Raw genomic sequence first — 21,284 nt, forward strand, 5'->3', positions numbered from 1 at the left:
GGCGCCCGCCGCATCCGACCGGTCACGCGGCGAGCAGCCGGCACGCGCACTCGGTCGCGAACGGCACGTCCTCGACCTCGGGGGCGTCGTGCGGAGAGGCCACCGACACGACCCGCCCGAGCGCCGGCGGACGGGTGCCGTCCCGCAGGCAGTCGACTTGGTGCAGCACCTCGGCGGTCGCGCGGAACAGCACGCCCGGCGCCAGCCCGCACGCGAGCAGGCGTCCTCGCTCGAACTGGGGGACGAGGGCCCGCCACCCCGGGTCCGCTGCGGAGCGGTGCGCGTCGTGACAGCCCAGGCAGGGCGTGACGCCGGGCACGACGAGCGGCCCGATCCGCACGCGTCGCTCGTCGAGGACGACCGGCAGGTGGGCGACCCCCGCGCCGACGAGGTGCTCCACGGTCGAGCGGCCGGGCTCGCCCGCGCTGAGGAGGATCTCGAGCTCGGGCTCGGCGGTCGCCGATCCGAGGGAGTCGATCAGCAGCGCGGCGACGTCGGGTGTGGACCGGTCGTGGCGCACGGCCACGCGCGGACGGGGAGGTGCCGGGACGGGATCGACGACGGCACCCGCGGCACGGAGTTCGCGCAGCGTGGCGTGGAGATCGTCGGCGAACTCGGGCACGTCGCGCGCCACGAGGTCGGCGAGGACGGGCAGCGGCAGCGAGCCGTCGAGGAGGCGCAGCACGCGCGCCAGGCCCGGCCGGTCGCGGACGGGGACACCGGGGCTGGTGCCGATCTGGAGCGTGCGGGCATCGCGACGCAGCAGCAGGGCGCCCGGAAGGAGTCGAGGACCGCGGATCGGGGTGGGCGCCATCGGGCCATCGTGGCCCAGGTCAGCGGACGCGCGCCCGAGCGATCCACAGGGGAGGGGAGCGGCGGTGGGGGCGGCGGTCCGCCCCCACCGCGATGCTCAGGCCTTGCCGAGGATGCGGTTGAGCTTCGTCCCGCACACGGGGCACACACCCTTGGCCATGCGGGTGCCCTTCTCGCTGACCTGGACTTCGCCACTGGTCTCGCGCTTGTCCTTGCACTTCACGCAGTAGAACTCGCCGGTCCATGTCTCCGCCATAGCGGCCTCCTTGCCGATGTGTGCCGCCCAATGTGGCACAGGTCACGATCAGCCTAGGCGCAAATCGGCGCAAAGAGGCGGCAAGCAAGGGCGAAGCCCCACCCGGCGCGCCTTCCCCTTGCGCGTCGGAGCGGGGCTTCGACTGCGCTCAAGGTAGGCCGACTCCCGGGGCTCGGTCAATGGGTATGTCGGATCTCTGTCCACCGCCTGTGGATGAACCTGTGCACATCGTGTGGGGAACGCCGACGGAGGGTGTGGGGTTCGTGTGGACAGCCGTCTACCTTGGTGTCCATGCCCCGGATCGAGGTGCGCCGCAGCGCCCGCAGGACCCGCACCGTCTCGGCGCGCCGGGAGGGCGATCTGACGATCGTGATGATCCCCGCGACCATGTCCGCCCGCGAGGAGCGACGCGCCGTCGACGAGATGGTCGCGAAGCTCGACGCGCGCGAGCGGAGCCGCCGGGCGCCGCGCTCCGACGAGGCGCTCGCCCGTCGCGCGGCCGAGCTGGCCGCCCGCTACGTGCCCGAGGCTCCCGAGCCCGCGTCGGTCCGCTGGGTCACCAACCAGAACACGCGGTGGGGCTCCTGCACGCCGCTGGACCGCACGATCCGGCTGTCGCACCGGCTCCAGGACATGCCGGACCACGTCGTCGACGCCGTGCTGGTGCACGAGCTGACCCACCTCGTCGTCTCGGGCCACGGCCCGCGGTTCGACGCGATCGTCAGGCGACACCCGCGGATGGACGAGGCGATGGGGTTCCTCGAAGGCGTGACCTGGCAGCGTCGACGAGAGCCCTGACCGAGTCGTCGGTCGGCTCGGGCAGCGCGTCGAGCGCGAACCAGCGCACGTCGTCGGACTCGTCCGAGCACTTCGGCTCGGCGCCCGCGGGCGCGACCGCCACGAACTGCACGTCGAGGTGGTGGCCGCCCTCGTGGCAGCGCACGGGGTGGCGCGACAGCAGCACCGGCTCGGGATCGATCGTGAGGCCGGCGATGCCGGTCTCCTCCTCGGCCTCGCGGCGGGCCGCATCGGCGAGCGACGGGTCGCCGGCCTCGCAGTGACCGCCCGTCTGCAGCCAGCGGCCGAACTTCGGGTGCAGCACCAGGGCCACACGGTCGTGCTCGGCCGAGACGACCAGGGCGCTCGCGGTCACGTGGTCGGGCGCGCAGGCGCGCGCTCCTGGCTCGTCATGCGCACCGGCGTACGCGGCGAAGAGGACGCGCAGGTGGTCCTGCTCGCCCGACGGCGCCGACCACTGCTCGAGGACGTCGCGGATGTCCGCGGTCAGGCTCACGCGCGGTCGTCGGGGGTGTCGTCCGCGTCGCCGGAGTCGTCGGACGACAGCAGCTCCTGCAGGGCGGCGTCGAAGTCGGCATCGCTCAGCTCGGCGGTCTGCCGCTCGCAGAAGCCCAGCGGGTCGTCGAGGTCGGCCGACGTCGGCAGCAGGTCGGGGTGGCTCCACACGGCGTCACGCGCCTCGGCGCCCCGGCGGTCACGCAGCGCCGACCACAGGTTGGCGGCGTCGCGCAGGCGGCGGGGCCGCAGCTCGAGGCCGACGAGCGAGGCGAACGTGTCCTCGGCGGGGCCGCCGGTGGCGCGACGACGACGCATCGCCTCCGACAGCGCGGGAGCGGCGGGCATGACGCCGGCGGTGGCCTGGGCGACGACCTCGTCGACCCAGCCCTCGATGAGGGCCAGCAGCAGCTCGAGGCGCTCCTTGGCGCGCTCCTGCTCGGGCGTGGGCGCGGGGTCGAACAGTCCGCCGGAGAGGGCCTCCTGCATCGCCTCGGGGTTGCCGGGATCGATCGAGCGCATCTGCTCCTCGATCGAGCCGACGTCGATGCGGATGCCGCGGGCGAAGTCCTCGATCGCGCCGAGCACGGCGCCGCGCAGCCACGTGGCGTGCGCGTAGAGACGGTGGTGGGCGGCCTCGCGCAGCATCACGTAGAGCAGCACGTCGGCCTGGCTGGCCTCGAGGTCGGTCGCGAACGCCGAGACGTTGTGCGGCAGCACGGCCGCGGTGTGCTCGGGACCGAGCGGCAGCCCGACCTCGGTGGAGGAGAGCACCTCGGTGGCGAGGGCCCCGATGGCCGAGCCGATCTGCTGGCCGAACATTGCGCCACCGGCCTGGTTGAGCATGCCCAGCAGCGGGCCGGCCATCGCCTTCGCCTCGGGCGGCATCGCGTCGGCCATGGAGGACACGACGTGCTGCGCCACCGGCTCGACCATGACCTGCCAGGTGGGCATCGTGTGCTCGACCCACTCGGCGCGGCTCCACGCCAGCGCGGAGGTGGCGGCGGCGGGCACGTCGGTGGCCTTGTCGAGCCACATCTCGGCCAGTCGGCCGGCGTCGGCGACGGCACCGGCCTGGCCGCTGTGGGGGCTCGGGTCCTCGCCCTCGGCGGCGACCGCGTGGCGGGCCACGTCGGCGGCGAGCTGGTAGTTGACGGTGCCCTCGTGCGGCTCGAACATCCGCTGCATCTGGGACATCATCTGGTTGAGGTCGAACTGACCTGCGCCCATCTGTCCGAACAGGCCCTCCAGGGGCGTGCCCTTGAAGGGGTTCTGGGGGTCCTCGCGCGGTTCCTCGGCCATGGAGCCAGCCTAGGCGCTCCGTCCTGAGGCGTGCCCCGGCGTTTCCCGCCCGGCTCTAGGGTGTCGGTGTGTCATCTCCGCTGCGCCTGAGCCGCCGCACCCTCACCCTCTCCGTGGGCCTGTCCGTCGTGACGGTGCTGACGTGCCTCGTGGCGTTCCTGCCGGTGCCCTTCGTGACGATGCGGCCCGGGCCGGTGTTCAACACGCTCGGCGAGCTGGACGGCACCCCGATGCTCACGTTCGGTGACGACGTGCGCACCTATCCCACCGACGGGCGCCTCGACTTCACGACCGTCTCGGTCACCCGCGCCGAGTCGCGGATGTCGCTGGCCGGCGCGATCGAGGGCTGGCTCGACCCCGACGTCAACGTCGTCCCGCACGACTTCGTCTACCCCGACCACCAGACGAACGAGCAGTCCACGGCCGAGGGAGCCGCGCAGCTGGCCAGCTCGCAGGACGCCTCGCGCGCCGCCGCACTGCGAGCCGCGGGGATCACGGTCCCCGAGGTGCCGAAGGTGTCGGCCGTCGTCGAGGACGGTCCCGCGCAGGGCAAGCTCGAGGTCGACGACCTCATCCTCACCGTGGACGGCGAGAAGGTCGCCACGCAGGAGTCCGTCGGCCAGGCGGTCGGCGACCGCGAGCCGGGTGACGACGTCACGATCGGCTACCGGCGCGACGGCAAGGACGGCACCGTCACGATCCGCACCACCGCGATGGACGACGACCCCGACCAGGCGCGCGTCGGCATCGCCGTGGGCTCGACGTTCGAGTTCCCGATTGACATCGAGAACCACATCGGCGACCGCGTCGGCGGCCCGAGCGCCGGCACGATGTTCGCGCTCGCGATCTACGACTCGCTCACGCCCGGCGCCCTGACCGGCGGGCAGAACGTGGCCGGAACGGGCACGATCGATCCCGAGGGCACCGTCGGCTCGATCGGCGGCGTCCGCCAGAAGATGGCCGGGGCTGCCGAGGCCGGGGCCGACATCTTCCTCGTGCCGGCGGCCAACTGCCGCGAGGCGGCCGAGGGGGACGACTTCGGCATGACGTTGGTCAAGGTGGCCACGCTGCAGGACGCGATCGATGCGCTGGGCACGCTCGCGAAGGACCCGAAGGCGAAGGTGGCGAGCTGTGAGTGATCCGAAGCTGACCGTGACCGGTGGCGGCATGGGGGAGGACTCGCCCGTCCGCCAGGCCGCGCTCGAGGTCGAGGCCCACGTGAACGACGGTGGCTGGGACCAGCCGCCGCGGCTGTTCGCCCTCGTGCTGACGGGCGACCTGCTCGCCGCGCAGCCCGAGCTGGCCGACGAGCTGGGCGCCCCCGACTCGTACACGCCGATCGAGCAGGAGCTGCCCGCCGACCGCCAGGTCGAGGACCTGCTGGCCGAGATCGGCTGGCCCGAGGAGGTCGCCGGCTGTGCCGTCGTGGTGGAGCGGCTGACGCTGCCCGCCGAGGCCGAGGACGACCTCCCGGACGACCCGGCCGCCGCCGCGGAGTTCGCCGCGCAGCACCCCGACCGCCAGGAGATGCGCATCGTCGCGGCGGTGCTGCGCGAGGGCGCGGCACACGTCGCGGTGCGCCCGCGGGCACCCGAGGACGCGCCGCTGATCGAGGGCCCGGACCTCGTCCCCGGGCTGACCGACCTGGTCGCCGGGACGCTCGCGGACGACGCGTGAGTCCGCGGTTCTTCCACACCCCGTAGGCTGGCGCCACCAGACCCACACTGCTGTGAGCCAGGAGCACCGTGAGCGACATCTTCGGATCGACACCCCCTCGACGCGAGCCTGAACCGCGTTCCGACCGCGGGCGGAGGGTGCTGATCCCGACCATCGTCACGCTGGCGGCCCTGCTGGTCCTGGGCTCGCTGTTCGTGAGCCTGTGGACCGAGCGGCTCTGGTACGGCTCGGTCGACTTCCAGGGCGTCTTCACCACCGTCCTGCTGACGCGCTCGGCGCTCTTCGTGGTGTTCGCCCTGTTCGGTGCGCTCGTCGTGGGCGCCAACGTCTGGCTCGCGCACCGCAACCGGCCGAACCCGCTGGGCCTGCGACGCGACGACCCCGCCGCCCGTTACCGCATGGCGATCACGCCGATCGCGAAGTGGGCGCTGATCGCCGTCTCCGCCTTCGTCGGCTTCTTCTCCGGCATCATCGGCAGCAGCCGCTGGGAGACCTTCCAGCTGTGGCGCAACGGCGAGCCGTTCGGCACGAAGGACCCGCACTTCGGCAAGGACGTGGGCTTCTACGTCTTCGACATGCCGTGGCTGCAGTTCATCGTCTCGTTCGTGTTCGCGCTGCTGCTGATCTCGGCCATCGCGGTGGTCTTCGTCCACTACGTCTTCGGCGGCATCCGCCTGGGCAACAAGGGCCCGAGCTTCAGCCGCGCCGCGCAGGTGCAGGTCGCGGTCCTCGTCGGCCTCGCGATGCTCGTGCGCGCCGCCAACTACTGGCTCGACCGCTACGCGCTGTCCTACGACACGTCGGGTCTGTTCGACGGCATCACCTACACCGCCGCCAACGCCGAGATCCCCGCCAAGAACATCCTCATGGTCGTGGCGATCCTGTGCGCCCTGATGTTCTTCTCCACGATCTTCCTGCGCTCGTGGACCCTGCCCGCGCTGGGCCTGGGCCTGTGGTTCCTGACGTCGCTGCTGATCGGTGCCGCCTGGCCCGCGATCATGCAGCAGTTCCAGGTCAACCCGTCCGAGCCCGACCGCGAGGGCCCGTACCTGGAGAAGAACATCGACGGCACGCGCGAGGCGTTCGGCGTCGCCGACGTCGAGACGGCCGACTACTCGGCCAAGACCGAGCTGACGCCGCAGGAGCTCAACGCGTCGGCCGAGTCGCGCGTCAGCACCCGACTGCTCGACCCCACGCTCATCTCGCCGGCGTTCCAGCAGTTGCAGCAGGTGCGCGGCTACTACACGGTGCAGAGCACGCTCGACGTCGACCGCTACGCGATCGGCGACGACCCGCAGCCGCAGGACGTCATCATCGCGGCGCGCGAGGTCGACCTCGACGGCCTGCAGTCCACGCAGCGCACGTGGTCGAACGACCACACCGTCTACACCCACGGCTACGGCGTGATCGCCGCGTACGGCAACAAGCGCGGCTCCCAGGGTGAGCCCGTGTGGGTCGCCAAGGACATCCCGCCCACCGGCGAGCTCGAGTTCGAGAAGGCCCCGCGGATCTACTTCGGCGAGAAGTCGCCGTCGTACTCGATCGTGGGCCGTCCCGACGGCGCCAACCCGATCGAGGTCGACACGCCGCGCGGCGGCGGCTCCGACGAGGGCGACGGCACCGACGGCGACTCCACCGCCAACACGTACGACGGCAAGGGCGGCGTGGAGATGGGCTCGCTGTTCCGCCAGGTGCTCTACGCGTTCAAGTTCGCCGAGCCGAAGATCGTGCTGTCCGACCGCGTCAACAGCAACTCCAAGATCATCTACGACCGTCACCCGCGCGATCGCGTCCGCAAGGTGGCCCCGTGGCTGACGCTCGACGGCGACACGTACCCCGCGGTCGTCGACGGCCGGGTCGTGTGGATCGTCGACGGCTACACGACGAGCAACTCCTACCCCTACTCGGAGTCGCGCTCGCTCAACGAGGCCACCAGCGACACGCTCACCGACGGCGCCAGCCAGATCGCGCTGCCGACTGACCAGGTCAACTACATGCGCAACTCGGTGAAGGCCGTCGTCGACGCCTACGACGGCACCGTGAAGCTCTACGAGTGGGACACCGAGGACCCGATCCTCAAGACGTGGTCCAAGGTGTTCCCCGACGTCGTCGAGCCCAAGTCCGAGATCAGCGAGTCGCTGCTGCAGCACCTGCGCTACCCCGTGGACCTGTTCAAGGTGCAGCGCGACGTGCTCAGCCGCTACCACGTGACCAACGCCCAGACGTTCTACGAGGACGGCGAGCGCTGGAAGATCCCCGAGGACCCCTCGGCCTCCGGCAACACGAAGCAGCCGCCGTACTACCTCTCGATGAGCCGTCCCGGCGAGGAGGCCTCGCGCTTCAGCCTGACCAGCGTCTACCTGCCCAACAACCGGCAGAACCTGGCGTCGTTCATGAGCGTGAACTCCGAGGCGTCCGACACCGAGAACTACGGCAAGGTGCAGATCCTCGAGCTGCCGAGCGACACGCGCGTCGGCGGCCCGAACCAGATCGCGGCCCAGTTCGAGTCCGACGCCGGCGTGCGAGCGGCGCTGCTGCAGTACGAGCAGTCGCAGAACACGCGGATCCTGCGCGGCAACCTGCTGACCCTGCCGGTCGGCGGCGCCATGCTCTACGTGCAGCCGATCTACATCCAGCGCGTGGGCGAGGGCTCGTACCCGGTGCTCCAGCTCATCACCGCCACGTTCGGCGACGGCGTGGGCGTGGGCCAGACCCTCGACGAGGCGCTGCGCTCGGCGCTGGGTCTGGAGCCGAACGCCACGCCTCCGCCGGAGGAGCCGACGCCGGACGGTGACGCCGGTGGCGATGCCGGCGGCGAGACGAAGACGGCCGAGCAGTACCTGGCCGACGCGTCGCGCTTCTACGACCAGGCGCAGGCCGCGCTCGAGGACGGCGACCTGGCCACGTACCAGGCTCGCATCGACTCGATGGCCGAGGCCCTCGAGGCCGCGCAGCGACTCCTCGGGGAGTGATCGCCGGCGCCCCCACCGCTCAGGCGGTGGGGGAGTCGGTGACGTCGGCCACCGTCGCGTCGAGCGCGGCGATCACGTCGGCGGCCTCCACGGTCACGGCGACGCCGTGCGCGCCGGCGCCGAGCGAGATCGTGCCCTGCACGGTCTCGTCCGCGATCACGGGCCAGGCGTGGCTCGCGCCGAACGGGGTGATGGTGCCGCGCTCGTAGCCGGTGGCCGCGAAGGCGTCCTCGGCCGGAGGCATCGAGAGCCGTGAGACGCCCAGCAGGCCGCGCAGCTTGGGCCAGCTGATCTGCCGGTCGCCGGGCACCAGGACGAACAGGTACTCGTCGCCGGAGCGGCGCACCACGAGCGTCTTGACGATGCGGTCGGGGTCGACCCCGCGTGCCGCGGCGGCCTCGGCGAGCGAGCCCACCTGCCCGTGTCGGGTGACGGTGTGGGCGACGCCCGCGGCGTCCAGGGCGGCGATCGCGCGTTCCTCGCTCATGTGCCGAGCCTAGGTCCGTTCAGAGCACCTGGCGGAGGTTGGCCTTCGCGAGATCGACGATCTCGTCGCCGCGGCCGGACATCACCGTGCGCAGGGCGTAGAGCGAGAAGCCCTTCAGCTGCGACGCCTTGACCGACGGCGGGATCGTGACCTCCTGGCGCTCGGTGATCACGTTGACCAGCGCGGGACCGTCGTGCGCGAAGGCCTCCTCGAGCGCGGGAGCGAGGTCCTCCGACCGCTCGACGCGGGCGCCGTGCATGCCGATGGCCCGGGCGACCTCGGCGAAGTCGGGGTTGCGCAGTCCGGTGCCCCAGTTGACGAAGCCGGCGGCCTTCATCTCCAGCTCCACGAAGTTGAGCGAGCTGTTCTCGAAGACGACGACCTTCACCGGCAGCTCCTCCTGCACGAGCGTGATGAGCTCGCCGAGCATCATCGTCAGGCCACCGTCACCGGACAGCGCGACGACCTGGCGGCCCGGGTGCGCCGCCTGCACGCCGATCGCCTGCGAGACGGCGTTGGCCATCGAGCCGTGGCTGAACGAGCCGATCAGCCGGCGCCGGCCGTTCATGTGCAGGTAGCGCGCGGCCCACATGACGGGGGAGCCCACGTCGGGCAGGAAGACGGCGTCCTCGGCGGCCGCCTCGTCGATCGCGCGGGCGACGAACTGCGGGTGCTGGGCCCGCCCCTTCTTCACCGGCGTGGCGAGGTCGTCGAGCTTCTCGCGGGTCTTGAGGTAGTGCTGGCGCGAGTCCTCGAGGTGGTCGAGCTCGGACGTGCGGTTCAGCAGGGGCAGCAGCGCCTGCACCGTGTCGCGCACCGTGCCGACCAGGCCGAGGTCCACCGGGGTCCGCCGGCCGATCTGCTCGCCGCGCACGTCGACCTGGACGATCTTCGCCTTCGGCGGGAAGAAGTCGGGGTAGGGGAAGTCGGTGCCGAGCATGAGCAGGACGTCGCACGCCTCGATCGCGCGGTAGCCCGACGCGAAGCCGAGCAGGCCGGTCATGCCGACGTCGTACGGGTTCTCCCACTCGACGTGCTCCTTGCCGCGCAGCGCGTGCACGACCGGCGCGGCCAGGTGGTCGGCGATCGTGACGAGCTCGTCGTGGGCGCCCTCGCATCCCGCCCCGGCGAGGATCGTGACCTTCCCCTGGAGCAGGTGCGCCGCGCGCTGCAGCTCGGCGTCGGACGGGATGACGCGCGACTCGGACGGACGCAGCACGGTGATCGCGTCGTCCTGCGCCTCCATCAGCGCGATGTCGCCGGGGACCACCAGCACGGCCACGCCCTGCTTCTCGATCGCCGTCTGCATGGCGATGCGCATCATCCGCGGCATCTGCGAGGGGCTCGAGACGTGCTCGACGTAGACGCTGCACTCGCGGAAGAGCTCCTGTGGGTGGGTCTCCTGGAAGTAGGTGGTGCCGATCTCGGAGGTCGGGATGTGCGCCGCGATGGCCAGCACCGGCACGCGCGAGCGGTTGGCGTCGTAGAGGCCGTTGATGAGGTGGAGGTTGCCCGGACCGCAGCTGCCGGCGCACACGGCGAGCCGTCCGGTGGTGGCCGCCTCGCCGGCCGCGGCGAACGCGGCGGCCTCCTCGTGGCGGACCTGGACCCACTCCACGCCCGACGTGCGCAGCGCGTCGGTGAAGCCGTTGAGGGAGTCGCCGGGGATGCCGTAGACGCGCTGGACGCCGTTGGCCTCGAGGGTGTCGACGATGTTCTTCGCGATGGTGGCCATGTCTCGACGCTAGGGCCGCGAGCGGGGTGCCACACCTCGAGGGGCGGCAGGTCTGGTCGATGGGAGGTAACCTGATGGGCAAGGAAGGGGAGTACTCCTCCACCGCGTGGTCGTCACTACGGCTCAGACCCGGCGCGCGGGGCCCTCGGGGGCTGGAGAAGACCTTCATCGTGCAACGACTCGATGGAGGCTCGTGATGAGTACGTCATTCCTGACATCCCCCGGTACGTCCTGGTTCGCGCTGGACGGCGACGTCGGCGCAGTGGAGGCGATCGCCATCATCGGCGCGGTCGTCTGGGGCGGCGCAGTGGTGTGGATGGCGGTGGCCGACGTTCGTCGGTACCGCAGTCACCATGGACGCCACCGCGCCCGGACGGGGTTCGACCGAGGGACGCACCGATGACCGAGATCAGCGGCGTCACCTGGGCCGTGACGATCGCGGTCATCGTCGGCTTGCTGGCCCTGGACCTCGTCCGCGGGTGGCGCAAGCCGCACCACGTCGGGTTCCGCGAGGCGGCGGCGTGGTCGGCGTTCTACGTCGCCATCGCGATCGCCTTCGGCGTGTGGTTCACCTGGGCGTACGGCACGACCCTCGGCACCGAGTACTTCGCCGGCTACGTGCTGGAGAAGAGCCTGTCGGTGGACAACCTCTTCGTGTTCGTCGTGATCATGTCCACCTTCGCGGTGCCGGACCGGCACCAGCACAAGGTGCTCACGTTCGGCATCATCCTGGCGCTCGTCATGCGAGCGCTCTTCATCCTCGCCGGGGCGGCCCTGATCTCGCTGTTCTCCTTCATGTTCCTGCTGTTCGGGGTCCTGCTGATCTACACGGCCGTGCAGATGTACCGCCACCACGGCGAGGACCCCGACATCGAGAACCAGGCCGTGGTGAGGCTCGCCCGGCGCGTCCTCCCCGTCACCGACGACTTCGTCGACGGCAGGATCGTCACGCGGGTCGACGGGCGGACCATGGTGACCCCGATGCTGATCGTGCTCCTGGCGATCGGCAGCGTCGACCTGCTGTTCGCCCTGGACTCCATCCCGGCCGTCTTCGGGGTGACCCAGGAGCCGTACATCGTCTTCGTCGCCAACGCCTTCGCGCTGCTGGGTCTGCGGGCGCTGTACTTCCTGGTCAGCGGACTGCTGGACCGGCTCGTCTACCTCTCGGCGGGGCTGTCGTTGATCCTGACCTTCATCGGCGTGAAGCTCATCCTGCACTGGGCGCACGTGGACGTGTCGGCCTCGGTCCCGGAGATCCCGACGTGGCTGAGCCTGATCGTGATCGCGGTCGTCCTGACAGTCGTGACCGTGGCCAGCCTGGTCAAGACGCGGCGCGACCAGGTGGTCACTCGATGACCGCTGGCGTCACCGGCCCTCCGCCACGGCGCGCGACAGCGCCTGGCGGGTGGCCGTGACGCCGGGGGAGTGGGCCGAGGCCCGCCTCGCCGACGTGAAGATCGTGCGGCGGGGCCGGCCCGCGAGCCGGTGCAGCGTCACCGGCGGCGTGCGGTTCAGCCACAGCAGGTCGGGCAGCAGTGCCACGGCGTGGCCCGACTCGATGAGGCTGATCTGGGCCTGGAGGTCGGCGGTCTCGTAGCGGACGTCGGGCTCGAATCCGGCGACCCGGCACGCCTGCTCGGCGAAGTGGCGCGAGGCGACCCCGGACGGCTCCATGACCCACGGCGCCCGCGCGGCCCCGGCGATCGAGGTGATGTCGCCGAAACGGCTGCCCGCGGGCGGCACGGCGAGCCGGACCTCGTCGGTGGTGAGGTCGACGGCGTCCAGCTCGGGGTGCCACGGCGTGTTGTGCCCGGGGTACTTCTCGGCGATCACGAGGTCGAACTCGCGCGCCCAGGTCTCGTACAGGGCCGACTCGGGCTCGCGCTGCGTCATCGTCACGCGCAGCCGCGGGTGCTCGGTCTCGAGGATCGACAGCGTCGCCGGCATCAGCGCGAGCGCGACGGACTGGAACACGGCCAGCCGGAACGTGCCCGTCGCCTCGTCGAGCGAGGCCGCGAGGTCGGACTCGGCCCGCTCCAGCCGCTCCAGCACGGCCGACGTGTGCTCGACCAGGATCTCGGCCTGCGGCGTGAGCTGGACGCGGCGCCCGACCTTCCTCAGCAGCTCGACGCCGACCTCCTGCTCGAGCAGCGAGAGCTGCTGCGAGACCGACGACGGGCTCTGGTGCAGGGCGGCCGCGACACTGGCCAGCGTGCCCCGGATCTGCAGCTCGCGCAGGAGGCGGAGGCGGCGTACGTCGAGCATGTTCATCCTTCACTGAATCTGACCGATATCCGTCACAAAAGATCGCTTTACCTTAACGGCTGGGCGACTCAGACTGGCGGCATGACCCCCGATCTCGCTCCCCCTCCGACCGACGCGCTGGCCGAGGAGTCGGTGGCGCTCGTGCGCCACTGGCTCGCCGAGGCGGCGAAGGTGCCCGCCGACAAGGCGGGCGCGCAGCTCGCCGGTCTGCTGAAGGACCCGAAGGGCCTGGACTTCACCGTGGGCTTCATCGACGGCGTGATCCGTCCGGAGGACCCGAGGATCGCGGCGCGGAACTTCGCCGTGCTGGCGTCGGACGTGCCGGCCTTCCTGCCGTGGCACCTGCGCAACGCCGTGCGCCTCGGCGCGTTCGCCGGCCGCTTCGTGCCGCGCCTGGTCATCCCGGTCGTGCAGCGCGCGCTGCGCTCCCTCGTGGGCCACCTCATCGTCGACGCGACCGATGGGAAGCTCGGTCGCAGCATCGCCGAGATCCGCGGCGAGGGCGTGCGCCTCAACATCAACCTGCTCGGCGAGGCCGTGCTCGGGGAGCGCGAGGCCGCCCGCCGCCTGAAGGGCACGCACGACCTGCTCGCGCGTCCCGACGTCGACTACGTGTCGATCAAGGTGTCGTCCACCGTGCCGCCGCACTCGCCGTGGGCGTTCGACGAGGCCGTCGACCACGTCGCCGAGAACCTCATGCCGCTGTACCGCCAGGCCGCGGCGGCCGCGACGCCGAAGTTCATCAACCTCGACATGGAGGAGTACCACGACCTCGACCTGACGATCGCGGTCTTCACCAAGATCCTCGACACCCCCGGCCTGGAGGACCTCGAGGCCGGCATCGTGCTGCAGGCCTACCTGCCCGACTCGATGCGCGCGATGATCCAGCTGCAGGAGTGGTCGGCGGCCCGCCGGGCCCGTGGTGGCGCGGGCATCAAGGTGCGCGTCGTGAAGGGCGCCAACCTGCCGATGGAGCGCGTCGACGCCTCGCTGCACGGCTGGCCGCTCGCGACGTGGTCGTCGAAGCAGGAGTCGGACACGAACTACAAGCGCGTCCTGGACTGGTCGATGCACCCCGAGCGCGTCCGGAACGTGCGCATCGGCGTGGCCGGCCACAACCTGTTCGACCTCGCCCACGCGTGGCTGCTCGCCGGTCAGCGCGGCGTCCGCGACGGCGTCGAGATCGAGATGCTGCTGGGCATGGCGCAGAGCCAGGCCGAGGTCGTGCGCCGTGAGGTCGGCGGACTGCTGCTGTACACGCCGGTCGTGCACCCGAAGGACTTCGACGTCGCGATCGCGTACCTGATCCGCCGCCTCGAGGAGGGCGCGAGCCACGACAACTTCATGTCGGCCGTGTTCGAGCTGAACGACAGCACCGAGCTGTTCGAGCGAGAGCAGCAGCGCTTCCTCGCCTCGCTGGCCGCCCTCGACGACTCGGTGCCCGCGCCGAACCGCCGGCAGAACCGCCTCGCCTCGGTGGAGGAGACCCCGATCGGTGCGCCGTTCGAGAACACCCCCGACACCGACCCGTCGCTGCCGGCGAACCGCTCATGGGGCCGCCAGATCCTCGCGAAGGTCGCCGACTCCGCCCTCGGGAAGGACCTCGTCGCCGAGCACACCGTGACCGACGCCGACGCCCTCGAGGCGATCGTCGCCGGCGCCGTCGTCGAGGGTCACGCGTGGGGTCGCCGTCCGGCCACCGAGCGCGCCGAGATCCTCGAGCGCGCCGCGCTTCGGCTGGAGCAGCGTCGCGCCGACCTGCTGGAGGTCATGGCCTCCGAGGCGGGCAAGACGCTCGACCAGGGCGACCCGGAGGTGTCCGAGGCGATCGACTTCGCGCGCTACTACGCGCACCTCGCGCGCCGGCTGGACTCGGTGGACGGCGCCACGTTCGTGCCGTCGCGACTGACCGTGGTGACCCCGCCGTGGAACTTCCCGGTCGCGATCCCGGCGGGCTCCACGCTCGCCGCACTGGCCGCCGGCTCCGCGGTCGTCATCAAGCCGGCGCCGCAGGCCGCGCGCTGCGGCTCGGTGATGGTCGAGGCCCTGTGGGAGGCCGGGGTGCCGCGTGAGGTCCTGCACCTCGTGCACGTGGAGGAGTCCGACCTCGGCCAGCGTCTCGTGTCCGACCCGCGCGTCGAACGCCTGATCCTGACGGGCGCCTACGAGACGGCCGAGCTGTTCCGCAGCTTCCGTCCCGACCTGCCGCTGCTGGCCGAGACGAGCGGCAAGAACGCGATCGTCGTGACGCCGTCGGCCGACTTCGACCTGGCCGCCAAGGACATCGCCGCGTCGGGCTTCGGCCACGCGGGCCAGAAGTGCTCGGCTTCCTCGTTGGTCATCCTGGTCGGCTCGGTAGCGACGTCGAAGCGCTTCCGCGAGCAGCTCGTCGACGCCGTGACGTCGCTGACGGTCGGCTGGCCGTCGGACCCGCAGACCCAGATGGGTCCGCTGATCGAGCCCGCGAGCGGCAAGCTGCTGCGCGGCCTGACTCAGCTCGACGCGGGGGAGCGGTGGCTCGTCGAGCCGAAGAAGCTGGACGAGGCCGGTCAGCTGTGGTCGCCCGGCGTCCGCGTCGGCGTGAAGCGCGGCTCGACCACGCACCTGACCGAGTACTTCGGGCCGGTGATGGGCATCATGACCGCCGAGACGCTGGAGGAGGCGCTGGAGATCCAGAACCAGGTCGACTACGGCCTGACCGCCGGCCTGCACGCCCTCGACCCGGCCGAGATCGCGGTCTGGCTGGACGGCGTCCAGGCGGGCAACCTCTACGTGAACCGCGGCACCACCGGCGCGATCGTGCGGCGTCAGCCGTTCGGCGGCTGGAAGAAGTCGGCCATCGGCGCCGGCACGAAGGCGGGCGGCCCGCACTACCTGTTCGGACTCGGCGACTGGGAGCGGTCCCGCTCGACCGTCAAGGCGAGCCTCGACGCACGCGCCGAGCGGCTGCTGCAGGCGGCCCGCGAGGCGCACCTGCCGGCGGACGACCTCGCGTTCCTGGAGCGTGGCTTCAGCAGCGACGCGGTGGCGTGGCGTGAGGAGTTCGGCGTCGCCCGCGACGTCTCGAACCTGTTCGCCGAGCGCAACATCCTGCGCTACGTGCCGACGCGGGTGCACGTCCGCCTGGCCGCCGACGCCCAGCTGGCCGACGGCCTCCGCGTGATCGGCGCCGGCCTCACCTCCGGCGCTCCGCTGCAGGTCTCGTCGGCGTTCGAGGTGCCCGACGCGGTCCACGCCGCGCTGCGCGCCTTCGGCGTCTCGGTGTTGGTCGAGGACGACGCGGCGTGGACCGCGATGGCCTCGCACCTCACCGACGGCCGGGTCCGCCTCGTCGGCGGCAGCCGCACGACGGTGGCGCAGCAGACCGGCGGCAAGCCCGACCTCGCGATCTGGGCGGCGCGCCCCACCGAAGCGGGCCACGTGGAGCTGCTCCCGTTCGTCCACGAGCAGGCCGTCAGCATCACCGCCCACCGGTTCGGCACGCCGAACCACCTGACCGACGACCTCATCTGAGGACGGCGAGGGGAGGGACCCCGATTTGGGGTCCCTCCACTCCCTCCGGTAGAGTTGTCCGAGCAACGCGGGGTGGAGCAGTTCGGTAGCTCGCTGGGCTCATAACCCAGAGGTCGCAGGTTCAAATCCTGCCCCCGCTACCACGAAGATCAGGCCCGGAATCCATTGGATTCCGGGCCTGATCGCTTGTCTGTGGGGCCATCGGGCCCGCGCTCGGTGACCATGCGCGACAATGAGCAGGTGATCGGAGCGAGTCTGGCTGCAGCCTCCATCGCTCTGGTCGCTGCGTGCCTCCTACTGCCGGTGCGGGCCTCCGCTGCCGCGCGACCGATCGCCATCCTGTGCCTGGCCGCGGCCTTCTGGTCGGTCGGTGCTGCGTGGAACTACGCGGACCCTGGCCCGAACGCCAGCGCGAACGCCTGCATCCTCGCGGCCGCCGCCTCCGCCGCCGCCGCCGCCTTCGTGGCTGCCCAGCGCCTCGTGTCGGGTCGATGGTCGATACCGACCCTCGTCACGATCGTGTTCTTCATCGAGCCGATCGTGATCGTGTTCGTCCGCCTGGTGGTGTACCCGGACCTCACCTCGGCCGAGTTCCGTCGCACCGCGCCGTTCATCGTCCACGCGGCCTACTGCTTCGCCCTGCTGCTGAGCGTGATCCTGACGTTGAACATCCGTCAACGGCACCCTCAGCGTCGCGTTCGGATCTTCGTCCTCACGTCCCAGATCCTGGTGATCGCGATCATCGCGATGGAGGTCTCAGCCAGCGAGCAGACGCACTTCGTGCTCGTCCTGGCCGCCCTCTTCGCCGTCTGGGTCGCGCGCCACCCGGACGATTGGAGCACGTCGCGAGCCCGTGCCGACAGTCTGCTCAACGCCATCGGCGTCTTCCTGTTCGTGTTCGACCACTTGGGCCGGCTCAAGGACTGGAATGGACCAGCCGATCGGCTCATCGAGCTGATCACGGGAGAGCGGTCACAACGCGAGCTCACGGCAGCGGACATTCTCGGTCGCCCGCTTCCCTTCGAGGATGGCGAGCGGATCGACCTCGACCTCGTGGGTGGGCGCATGCGCACCTCCGCCCACATCCACCGGGTCGATCCCACCTCGCGAACAGGACGGAGCGACTGGGTGGTGATGCTGCGGCCCGTGCGGTCCAGCGTGAGCACGTCGTCGTTCCCCTCGATCTCCGGAGCCCTCGCCGGTCACGACCCCGCCACGCAGACCCTCAATCAGCGCGAGACCATCGAGCTCCTGCGCGCTGCCACGACGAGCAGGCACGCAGCAGTCCGCGTGGACGTTCTCCCCGCAGACGCTCAAGCCCGTGAGGACGAGACCATGTTCGTCGTCGCCCGGCGCCTGGAGATGATGTTTCCCAGCGTGCGATGGGGACGACTGGCGGACTGGGCCTTCGTCGCCGTCTTCAGGCCCGCCCAGGCTCAGCAGGCGAAGCTGCTGATCGACGACGAGGCGCAGACTGCCCTGGGTCTCGATGCGTCCGTCGCCACCACGATCTGTGTGCCGACGCCGGGCGAGGACGCCGAACGCTTCGTCCGGCGAGTCCAGTTGCTGCACAGCCCCTATGGCTCATCAGACCGTTGATGGCAATGTCCCGACACACAGGACGGATCACCTGCTCCGTCCCCGTGAAAGGACACCTGATGAAGAACAACCCCCGTTCCCCATCCACCCACGTCCGTCCGGCCCTCGTGACCGACGTGCCCAGATTGGCCGAGATGATCCAGGCCCTCGCCGATTTCCATGGCGAAGGTGAATCCTGCCGGATGACCTGGCCCATCCTGCGCATCCAGCTCTTCGGAACCGATCCCACCCTGAAGGCTCACGTGGCCGAACGGGACGGGCGCATCACCGGGATGGTGCTCTGGTACCGCACGTACTCGACCTGGGACGCCGCGCCGGGCATCCACGTCGAGGACTTCTACGTGGACCCTGAGGCCAGGGGCCAGGGCACGGGTCTGATCCTGATGACCGAGCTCGCACGACTCGCCGTCGATCAGGGTTACACCCGTCTGGAGGGGCAGGTGATCAGCAGCAACCCCCTGCGCAGCGCCCTGGTCAGTCACGGCGGCGACCAGATGGACGTGTGGGAGACCTACCGCATCGACGGGGACGAGCTGCTGGCACTGACCGGCCGAGAGCCGGCCGCTGCCGCCATGTGAATCCGACGGTGGCCACGGTCGATCTCGGCCGTGGCCACCCGCCACGAGCTTCACGGCAGCTGTCGTTGCCACAGCTTGTCGCAGCTCTGATGGAGCGCGAGCTGCGAGTCCGATGCTGATGCACCTTCGCCGCACGGATTCGGCCCGATGCTTGGTGTGTCAGCGGAACGACCGCAGCACGGCGAGCCACGGACCCGTCATTGCAGAGGAGTTCGATCTCGGAGGTTCTGGTCGAGCACGATGACTACGACCGCCTGATCGAGAGACTTGTCGCCGAAGTCTTGCGCCAGGGGAAGGACGTCCGCCGAGGTGGTCCGGTTGCCGACCTCGGGCACGTCGGTGTGAGGGCGAGAAGAGTTCAGTCGTCGAAGGCGCCGTGGCGGCCGGCGCCTTCGGCGAACCGGGTCGCCCCGGCGACCATGCCGGCGTCGATGGACACGACGCCGTGGCGGTACTCGGCGGCCAGCGCCGCCTGCTCGTCGAGACCCTCCTGCTCGATCACCGAGAGGCGGTCCTCGCGCAGGCACGTCTGCGGGAACGCGGCGATCTCGCGCGCGAGCTGCTGAGCGGCGGCGAGGGCCTCGCCCGGCGGCACGACGCGGTTGGCCAGGCCGATGCGCAGGGCCTCGTCGGCCTCGACCGCGCGTCCGGTGAGGATCAGGTCCATCGCGACGCTCGTGCCGATGAGACGCGGCAGGCGGACCGTGCCGCCGTCGATGAGCGGCACGCCCCAGCGCCGGCAGAAGACGCCGAGCACCGCGTCCTGCGCCACGACGCGCAGGTCGGCCCAGACCGCCAGCTCGAGGCCGCCGGCGACGGCGTGACCCTCGATCGCCGCGATGACGGGCTTGCCGAGCCGCATCCGCGTGGGTCCCATGGGTCCGTCGCCGTCGGGCTCGAACCGGTTGGGGTCACCGGCGGCGAGCGCTTTCAGGTCTGCTCCGGCGCAGAACGTCCCGCCCTCGCCGTGCAGCACCGCGACGCTGGCCTCCGTGTCGGCGTCGAAGGCCGCGAACGCCTCGACGAGCGCCTCCGCGGTGGCCCGGTCCACGGCGTTGCGGGCCTCCGGCCGCGCGATCCCGATCGTCGTGACCGGGCCGTCCCGGGTGATCGTGACGGACATCGTTCAGGCCGGCATCGCGCGGTCGATGATCTCGGCGACGTCGGCGCGGGGGGGGAGCGTGCCGAAGGCGCCGCCCCAGTCGCGGTCGAGGCGCGAGCCGGTGAAGGCGTCCGCGACCGCGGCCGGCGCGTGCCGGACGAGCTGGCTGCCCTGGAACACGAGGGCCATCTGCTCGACGATGCGGCGGGCGCGGAACTCGAGGTCGTCGAACGAGGTGAACTCCTTCTTGAGCCGGTCGACCGCGGCGTCGTACCGGCGGTCCGCCCCGCTCGCCAGCTCGGCCTCGGCGAAGAACGCGTCGAGCGTGTACGGCTCCTTGGTCATGGCGCGCAGCGCGTCGAGCGCCGCGACGTTCCCCGAGCCCTCCCAGATCGAGAGCAGCGGCATCTCTCGGTAGATGCGCGCGACGTCGAAGTCCTCGATGTACCCGTTGCCGCCGAGGCACTCCAGCGCCTCGTTCACCATGGAGGGCGCGCGCTTGCAGACGTAGTACTTGGTGACGGCGAGCGCGATGCGGCGCAGGGCAGCCTCGCCCTCGTCGCCGCGCGTGGCCCGGTCGTTGGCGCCCGCGAGCCGCAGCATCGCCGTGGTCGCTGCCTCCGACTCGACCTGCAGGTCGGCCAGCACGTTGCGCATCGCGGGCTGGTCGACCAGCCGCTTCCCGAACGCCGACCGGTGCCGGGCGTGGTGGGCGGCCATCGTGAGCGCCGAGCGCATGCCCGAGGCGGAGCCGATCACGCAGTCGAGGCGCGTCATGTTGACCATCTCGACGATGGTGCGGACGCCGCGGCCCTCCTCGCCGACGAGCCACGCGACGGCGGCGTCGTACTCGATCTCCGACGAGGCGTTCGACCGGTTCCCCAGCTTGTCCTTGAGGCGCATGAACCGCATGGCGTTCCGCTCGCCGCCGGGCAGGACGCGCGGCACGAGGAAGCACGAGACTCCGGCGGGCGTCTGCGCGAGGGTGAGGAACAGGTCGCTCATCGGCGCGCTGGTGAACCACTTGTGCCCGCGCAGGACGTAGGTGCCGTCCGGCTGCCGGGTGGCCGTGGTGGTGTTCGCGCGGACGTCGGAGCCACCCTGCTTCTCGGTCATGGACATGCCCGCGATCAGGCCGCGCTTCGTCTCGGGGTCGCGCAGGCCGAAGTCGTACTCGCGGTTCGTCAGCAGCGGCTCGAACCGCGCGGCGAGCTCGGGGTTGGCGCGCAGGGCGGGAACGACGGCGTAGGACATCGAGATCGGGCAGCCGTGGCCGGCGTCGACGTTCCAGGTGAAGAACTTGGCCGCGCGGGCGACGTGCGCGCCGGGACGGTCGTCGGCCCACGGCGCTCCGTGGAGGCCGTGCTCGACCGCGGTGCGCATCAGCTGGTGGTACGCCGGGACGTACTCGACCTCGTCCACGCGGTGTCCGTAGCGGTCGTGCGTGTGGAGGCGCGGCGGCACGCGCTCGGCGAGCCGGCCCCAGTCCTGGGCCTCGGTCGTGCCGGCCAGCCGGCCCAGCTCGTCGATCTCGGGGAGCGCCCAGCCGGCGCCCTCGCGCTCGAGACCCTCGCGCAGCGCGGGATCCGCCGCCGTGTTGTGCCCCACCAGCGGGGGGACCTGGTTGAACACCTCGTGCGTGGCACTCGTCATGCCGTGATGTTACATATTCGACAACAGTCGTGTCCAGAT

General features: G+C 71.1%; 17 protein-coding genes and 1 tRNA gene. 9 read left to right on the top strand and 9 right to left on the bottom strand.

Translation table 11 applies throughout. The annotated features are described in order from the left end of the window. Window positions 1-22: 22 nt before the first annotated feature. The gene (locus ACGWYL_RS09765; RefSeq protein WP_179425888.1) at window positions 23-814 is read right to left on the bottom strand and encodes a hypothetical protein; all 792 of its coding nucleotides are present in this window, start codon (window positions 812-814) and stop codon (window positions 23-25) included. 96 nt (window positions 815-910) lie between these two features. Then, window positions 911-1,069, bottom strand: coding sequence for a DUF5679 domain-containing protein (locus ACGWYL_RS09770; RefSeq protein WP_179425886.1), 159 nt, complete (start codon window positions 1,067-1,069; stop codon window positions 911-913). A 291-nt stretch (window positions 1,070-1,360) separates the two neighbouring features. On the opposite strand from ACGWYL_RS09770, the gene ACGWYL_RS09775 reads away from it, so the two are divergent. Beyond that, window positions 1,361-1,867, top strand: a complete 507-nt coding sequence (locus ACGWYL_RS09775) for a M48 family metallopeptidase (RefSeq protein ID WP_395487056.1) — start codon at window positions 1,361-1,363, stop codon at window positions 1,865-1,867. Here the strand turns inward: ACGWYL_RS09775 and ACGWYL_RS09780 are convergent. Further along, window positions 1,791-2,363, bottom strand: a complete 573-nt coding sequence (locus ACGWYL_RS09780) for an NUDIX hydrolase (protein WP_395487057.1) — start codon at window positions 2,361-2,363, stop codon at window positions 1,791-1,793. The genes ACGWYL_RS09775 and ACGWYL_RS09780 overlap by 77 nt on opposite strands. After that, window positions 2,360-3,664, bottom strand: a complete 1,305-nt coding sequence (locus tag ACGWYL_RS09785; RefSeq protein WP_269305698.1) for a zinc-dependent metalloprotease — start codon at window positions 3,662-3,664, stop codon at window positions 2,360-2,362. Before ACGWYL_RS09785 ends, ACGWYL_RS09780 begins: the two co-directional genes overlap by 4 nt. 68 nt (window positions 3,665-3,732) lie before the next feature. On the opposite strand from ACGWYL_RS09785, the gene ACGWYL_RS09790 reads away from it, so the two are divergent. From ACGWYL_RS09790 to ACGWYL_RS09800, 3 genes are all read left to right on the top strand, one after another. Continuing rightward, a complete protein-coding gene (locus tag ACGWYL_RS09790) occupies window positions 3,733-4,803 on the top strand; it encodes a PDZ domain-containing protein (RefSeq protein ID WP_395487058.1) in 1,071 nt (356 codons plus the stop codon). Then, window positions 4,796-5,341, top strand: a complete 546-nt coding sequence (locus ACGWYL_RS09795; protein ID WP_218845860.1) for a PPA1309 family protein — start codon at window positions 4,796-4,798, stop codon at window positions 5,339-5,341. Before ACGWYL_RS09790 ends, ACGWYL_RS09795 begins: the two co-directional genes overlap by 8 nt. 137 nt (window positions 5,342-5,478) lie before the next feature. Then, window positions 5,479-8,313, top strand: a complete 2,835-nt coding sequence (locus ACGWYL_RS09800) for a UPF0182 family protein (RefSeq protein ID WP_395487059.1) — start codon at window positions 5,479-5,481, stop codon at window positions 8,311-8,313. 19 nt (window positions 8,314-8,332) lie between these two features. On the opposite strand, the gene ACGWYL_RS09805 is transcribed toward ACGWYL_RS09800, so the two are convergent. Then, the gene (locus ACGWYL_RS09805; RefSeq protein ID WP_179425874.1) at window positions 8,333-8,800 is read right to left on the bottom strand and encodes an aminoacyl-tRNA deacylase; all 468 of its coding nucleotides are present in this window, start codon (window positions 8,798-8,800) and stop codon (window positions 8,333-8,335) included. A gap of 19 nt (window positions 8,801-8,819) precedes the next feature. Continuing rightward, window positions 8,820-10,535 carry a ubiquinone-dependent pyruvate dehydrogenase gene (gene poxB / locus ACGWYL_RS09810; protein ID WP_395487060.1) on the bottom strand — a complete coding sequence of 572 codons (1,716 nt, stop codon included), beginning with the start codon at window positions 10,533-10,535 and terminating at the stop codon, window positions 8,820-8,822. Between the two features lie 399 nt (window positions 10,536-10,934). Here poxB and ACGWYL_RS09815 point away from each other — a divergent pair, with 399 nt between their 5' ends. Then, on the top strand, window positions 10,935-11,891 hold the full coding sequence (locus ACGWYL_RS09815) for a TerC family protein (protein ID WP_395487061.1): 957 nt from the start codon (window positions 10,935-10,937) through the stop codon (window positions 11,889-11,891). Window positions 11,892-11,900: 9 nt separating this feature from the next. On the opposite strand, the gene ACGWYL_RS09820 is transcribed toward ACGWYL_RS09815, so the two are convergent. Then, on the bottom strand, window positions 11,901-12,800 hold the full coding sequence (locus tag ACGWYL_RS09820) for a LysR substrate-binding domain-containing protein (RefSeq protein ID WP_395487062.1): 900 nt from the start codon (window positions 12,798-12,800) through the stop codon (window positions 11,901-11,903). Window positions 12,801-12,881: 81 nt separating this feature from the next. Here ACGWYL_RS09820 and ACGWYL_RS09825 point away from each other — a divergent pair, with 81 nt between their 5' ends. The 4 genes from ACGWYL_RS09825 (at window position 12,882) to ACGWYL_RS09840 (ending at window position 18,490) form a co-directional block, all read left to right on the top strand. Then, entirely contained in the window at window positions 12,882-16,313 is a 3,432-nt protein-coding gene (locus tag ACGWYL_RS09825) for a bifunctional proline dehydrogenase/L-glutamate gamma-semialdehyde dehydrogenase (RefSeq protein ID WP_395487063.1), read from the top strand. A 66-nt stretch (window positions 16,314-16,379) separates the two neighbouring features. Further along, window positions 16,380-16,456, top strand: a tRNA-Met gene (locus ACGWYL_RS09830). A 79-nt stretch (window positions 16,457-16,535) separates the two neighbouring features. Next, window positions 16,536-17,912, top strand: a complete 1,377-nt coding sequence (locus tag ACGWYL_RS09835) for a hypothetical protein (RefSeq protein WP_395487064.1) — start codon at window positions 16,536-16,538, stop codon at window positions 17,910-17,912. Window positions 17,913-17,971: 59 nt separating this feature from the next. Beyond that, window positions 17,972-18,490, top strand: coding sequence for a GNAT family N-acetyltransferase (locus tag ACGWYL_RS09840; protein ID WP_395487065.1), 519 nt, complete (start codon window positions 17,972-17,974; stop codon window positions 18,488-18,490). A 358-nt stretch (window positions 18,491-18,848) separates the two neighbouring features. On the opposite strand, the gene ACGWYL_RS09845 is transcribed toward ACGWYL_RS09840, so the two are convergent. Further along, a complete protein-coding gene (locus tag ACGWYL_RS09845) occupies window positions 18,849-19,613 on the bottom strand; it encodes a crotonase/enoyl-CoA hydratase family protein (protein ID WP_395487066.1) in 765 nt (254 codons plus the stop codon). Window positions 19,614-19,616: 3 nt separating this feature from the next. Next, window positions 19,617-21,245, bottom strand: a complete 1,629-nt coding sequence (locus ACGWYL_RS09850) for an acyl-CoA dehydrogenase family protein (protein WP_395487067.1) — start codon at window positions 21,243-21,245, stop codon at window positions 19,617-19,619. Window positions 21,246-21,284: the final 39 nt, after the last annotated feature.

This window comes from Aeromicrobium sp. JJY06, assembly GCF_044069275.1.
Classification (GTDB): Bacteria; Actinomycetota; Actinomycetes; order Propionibacteriales; family Nocardioidaceae; genus Aeromicrobium; species Aeromicrobium tamlense.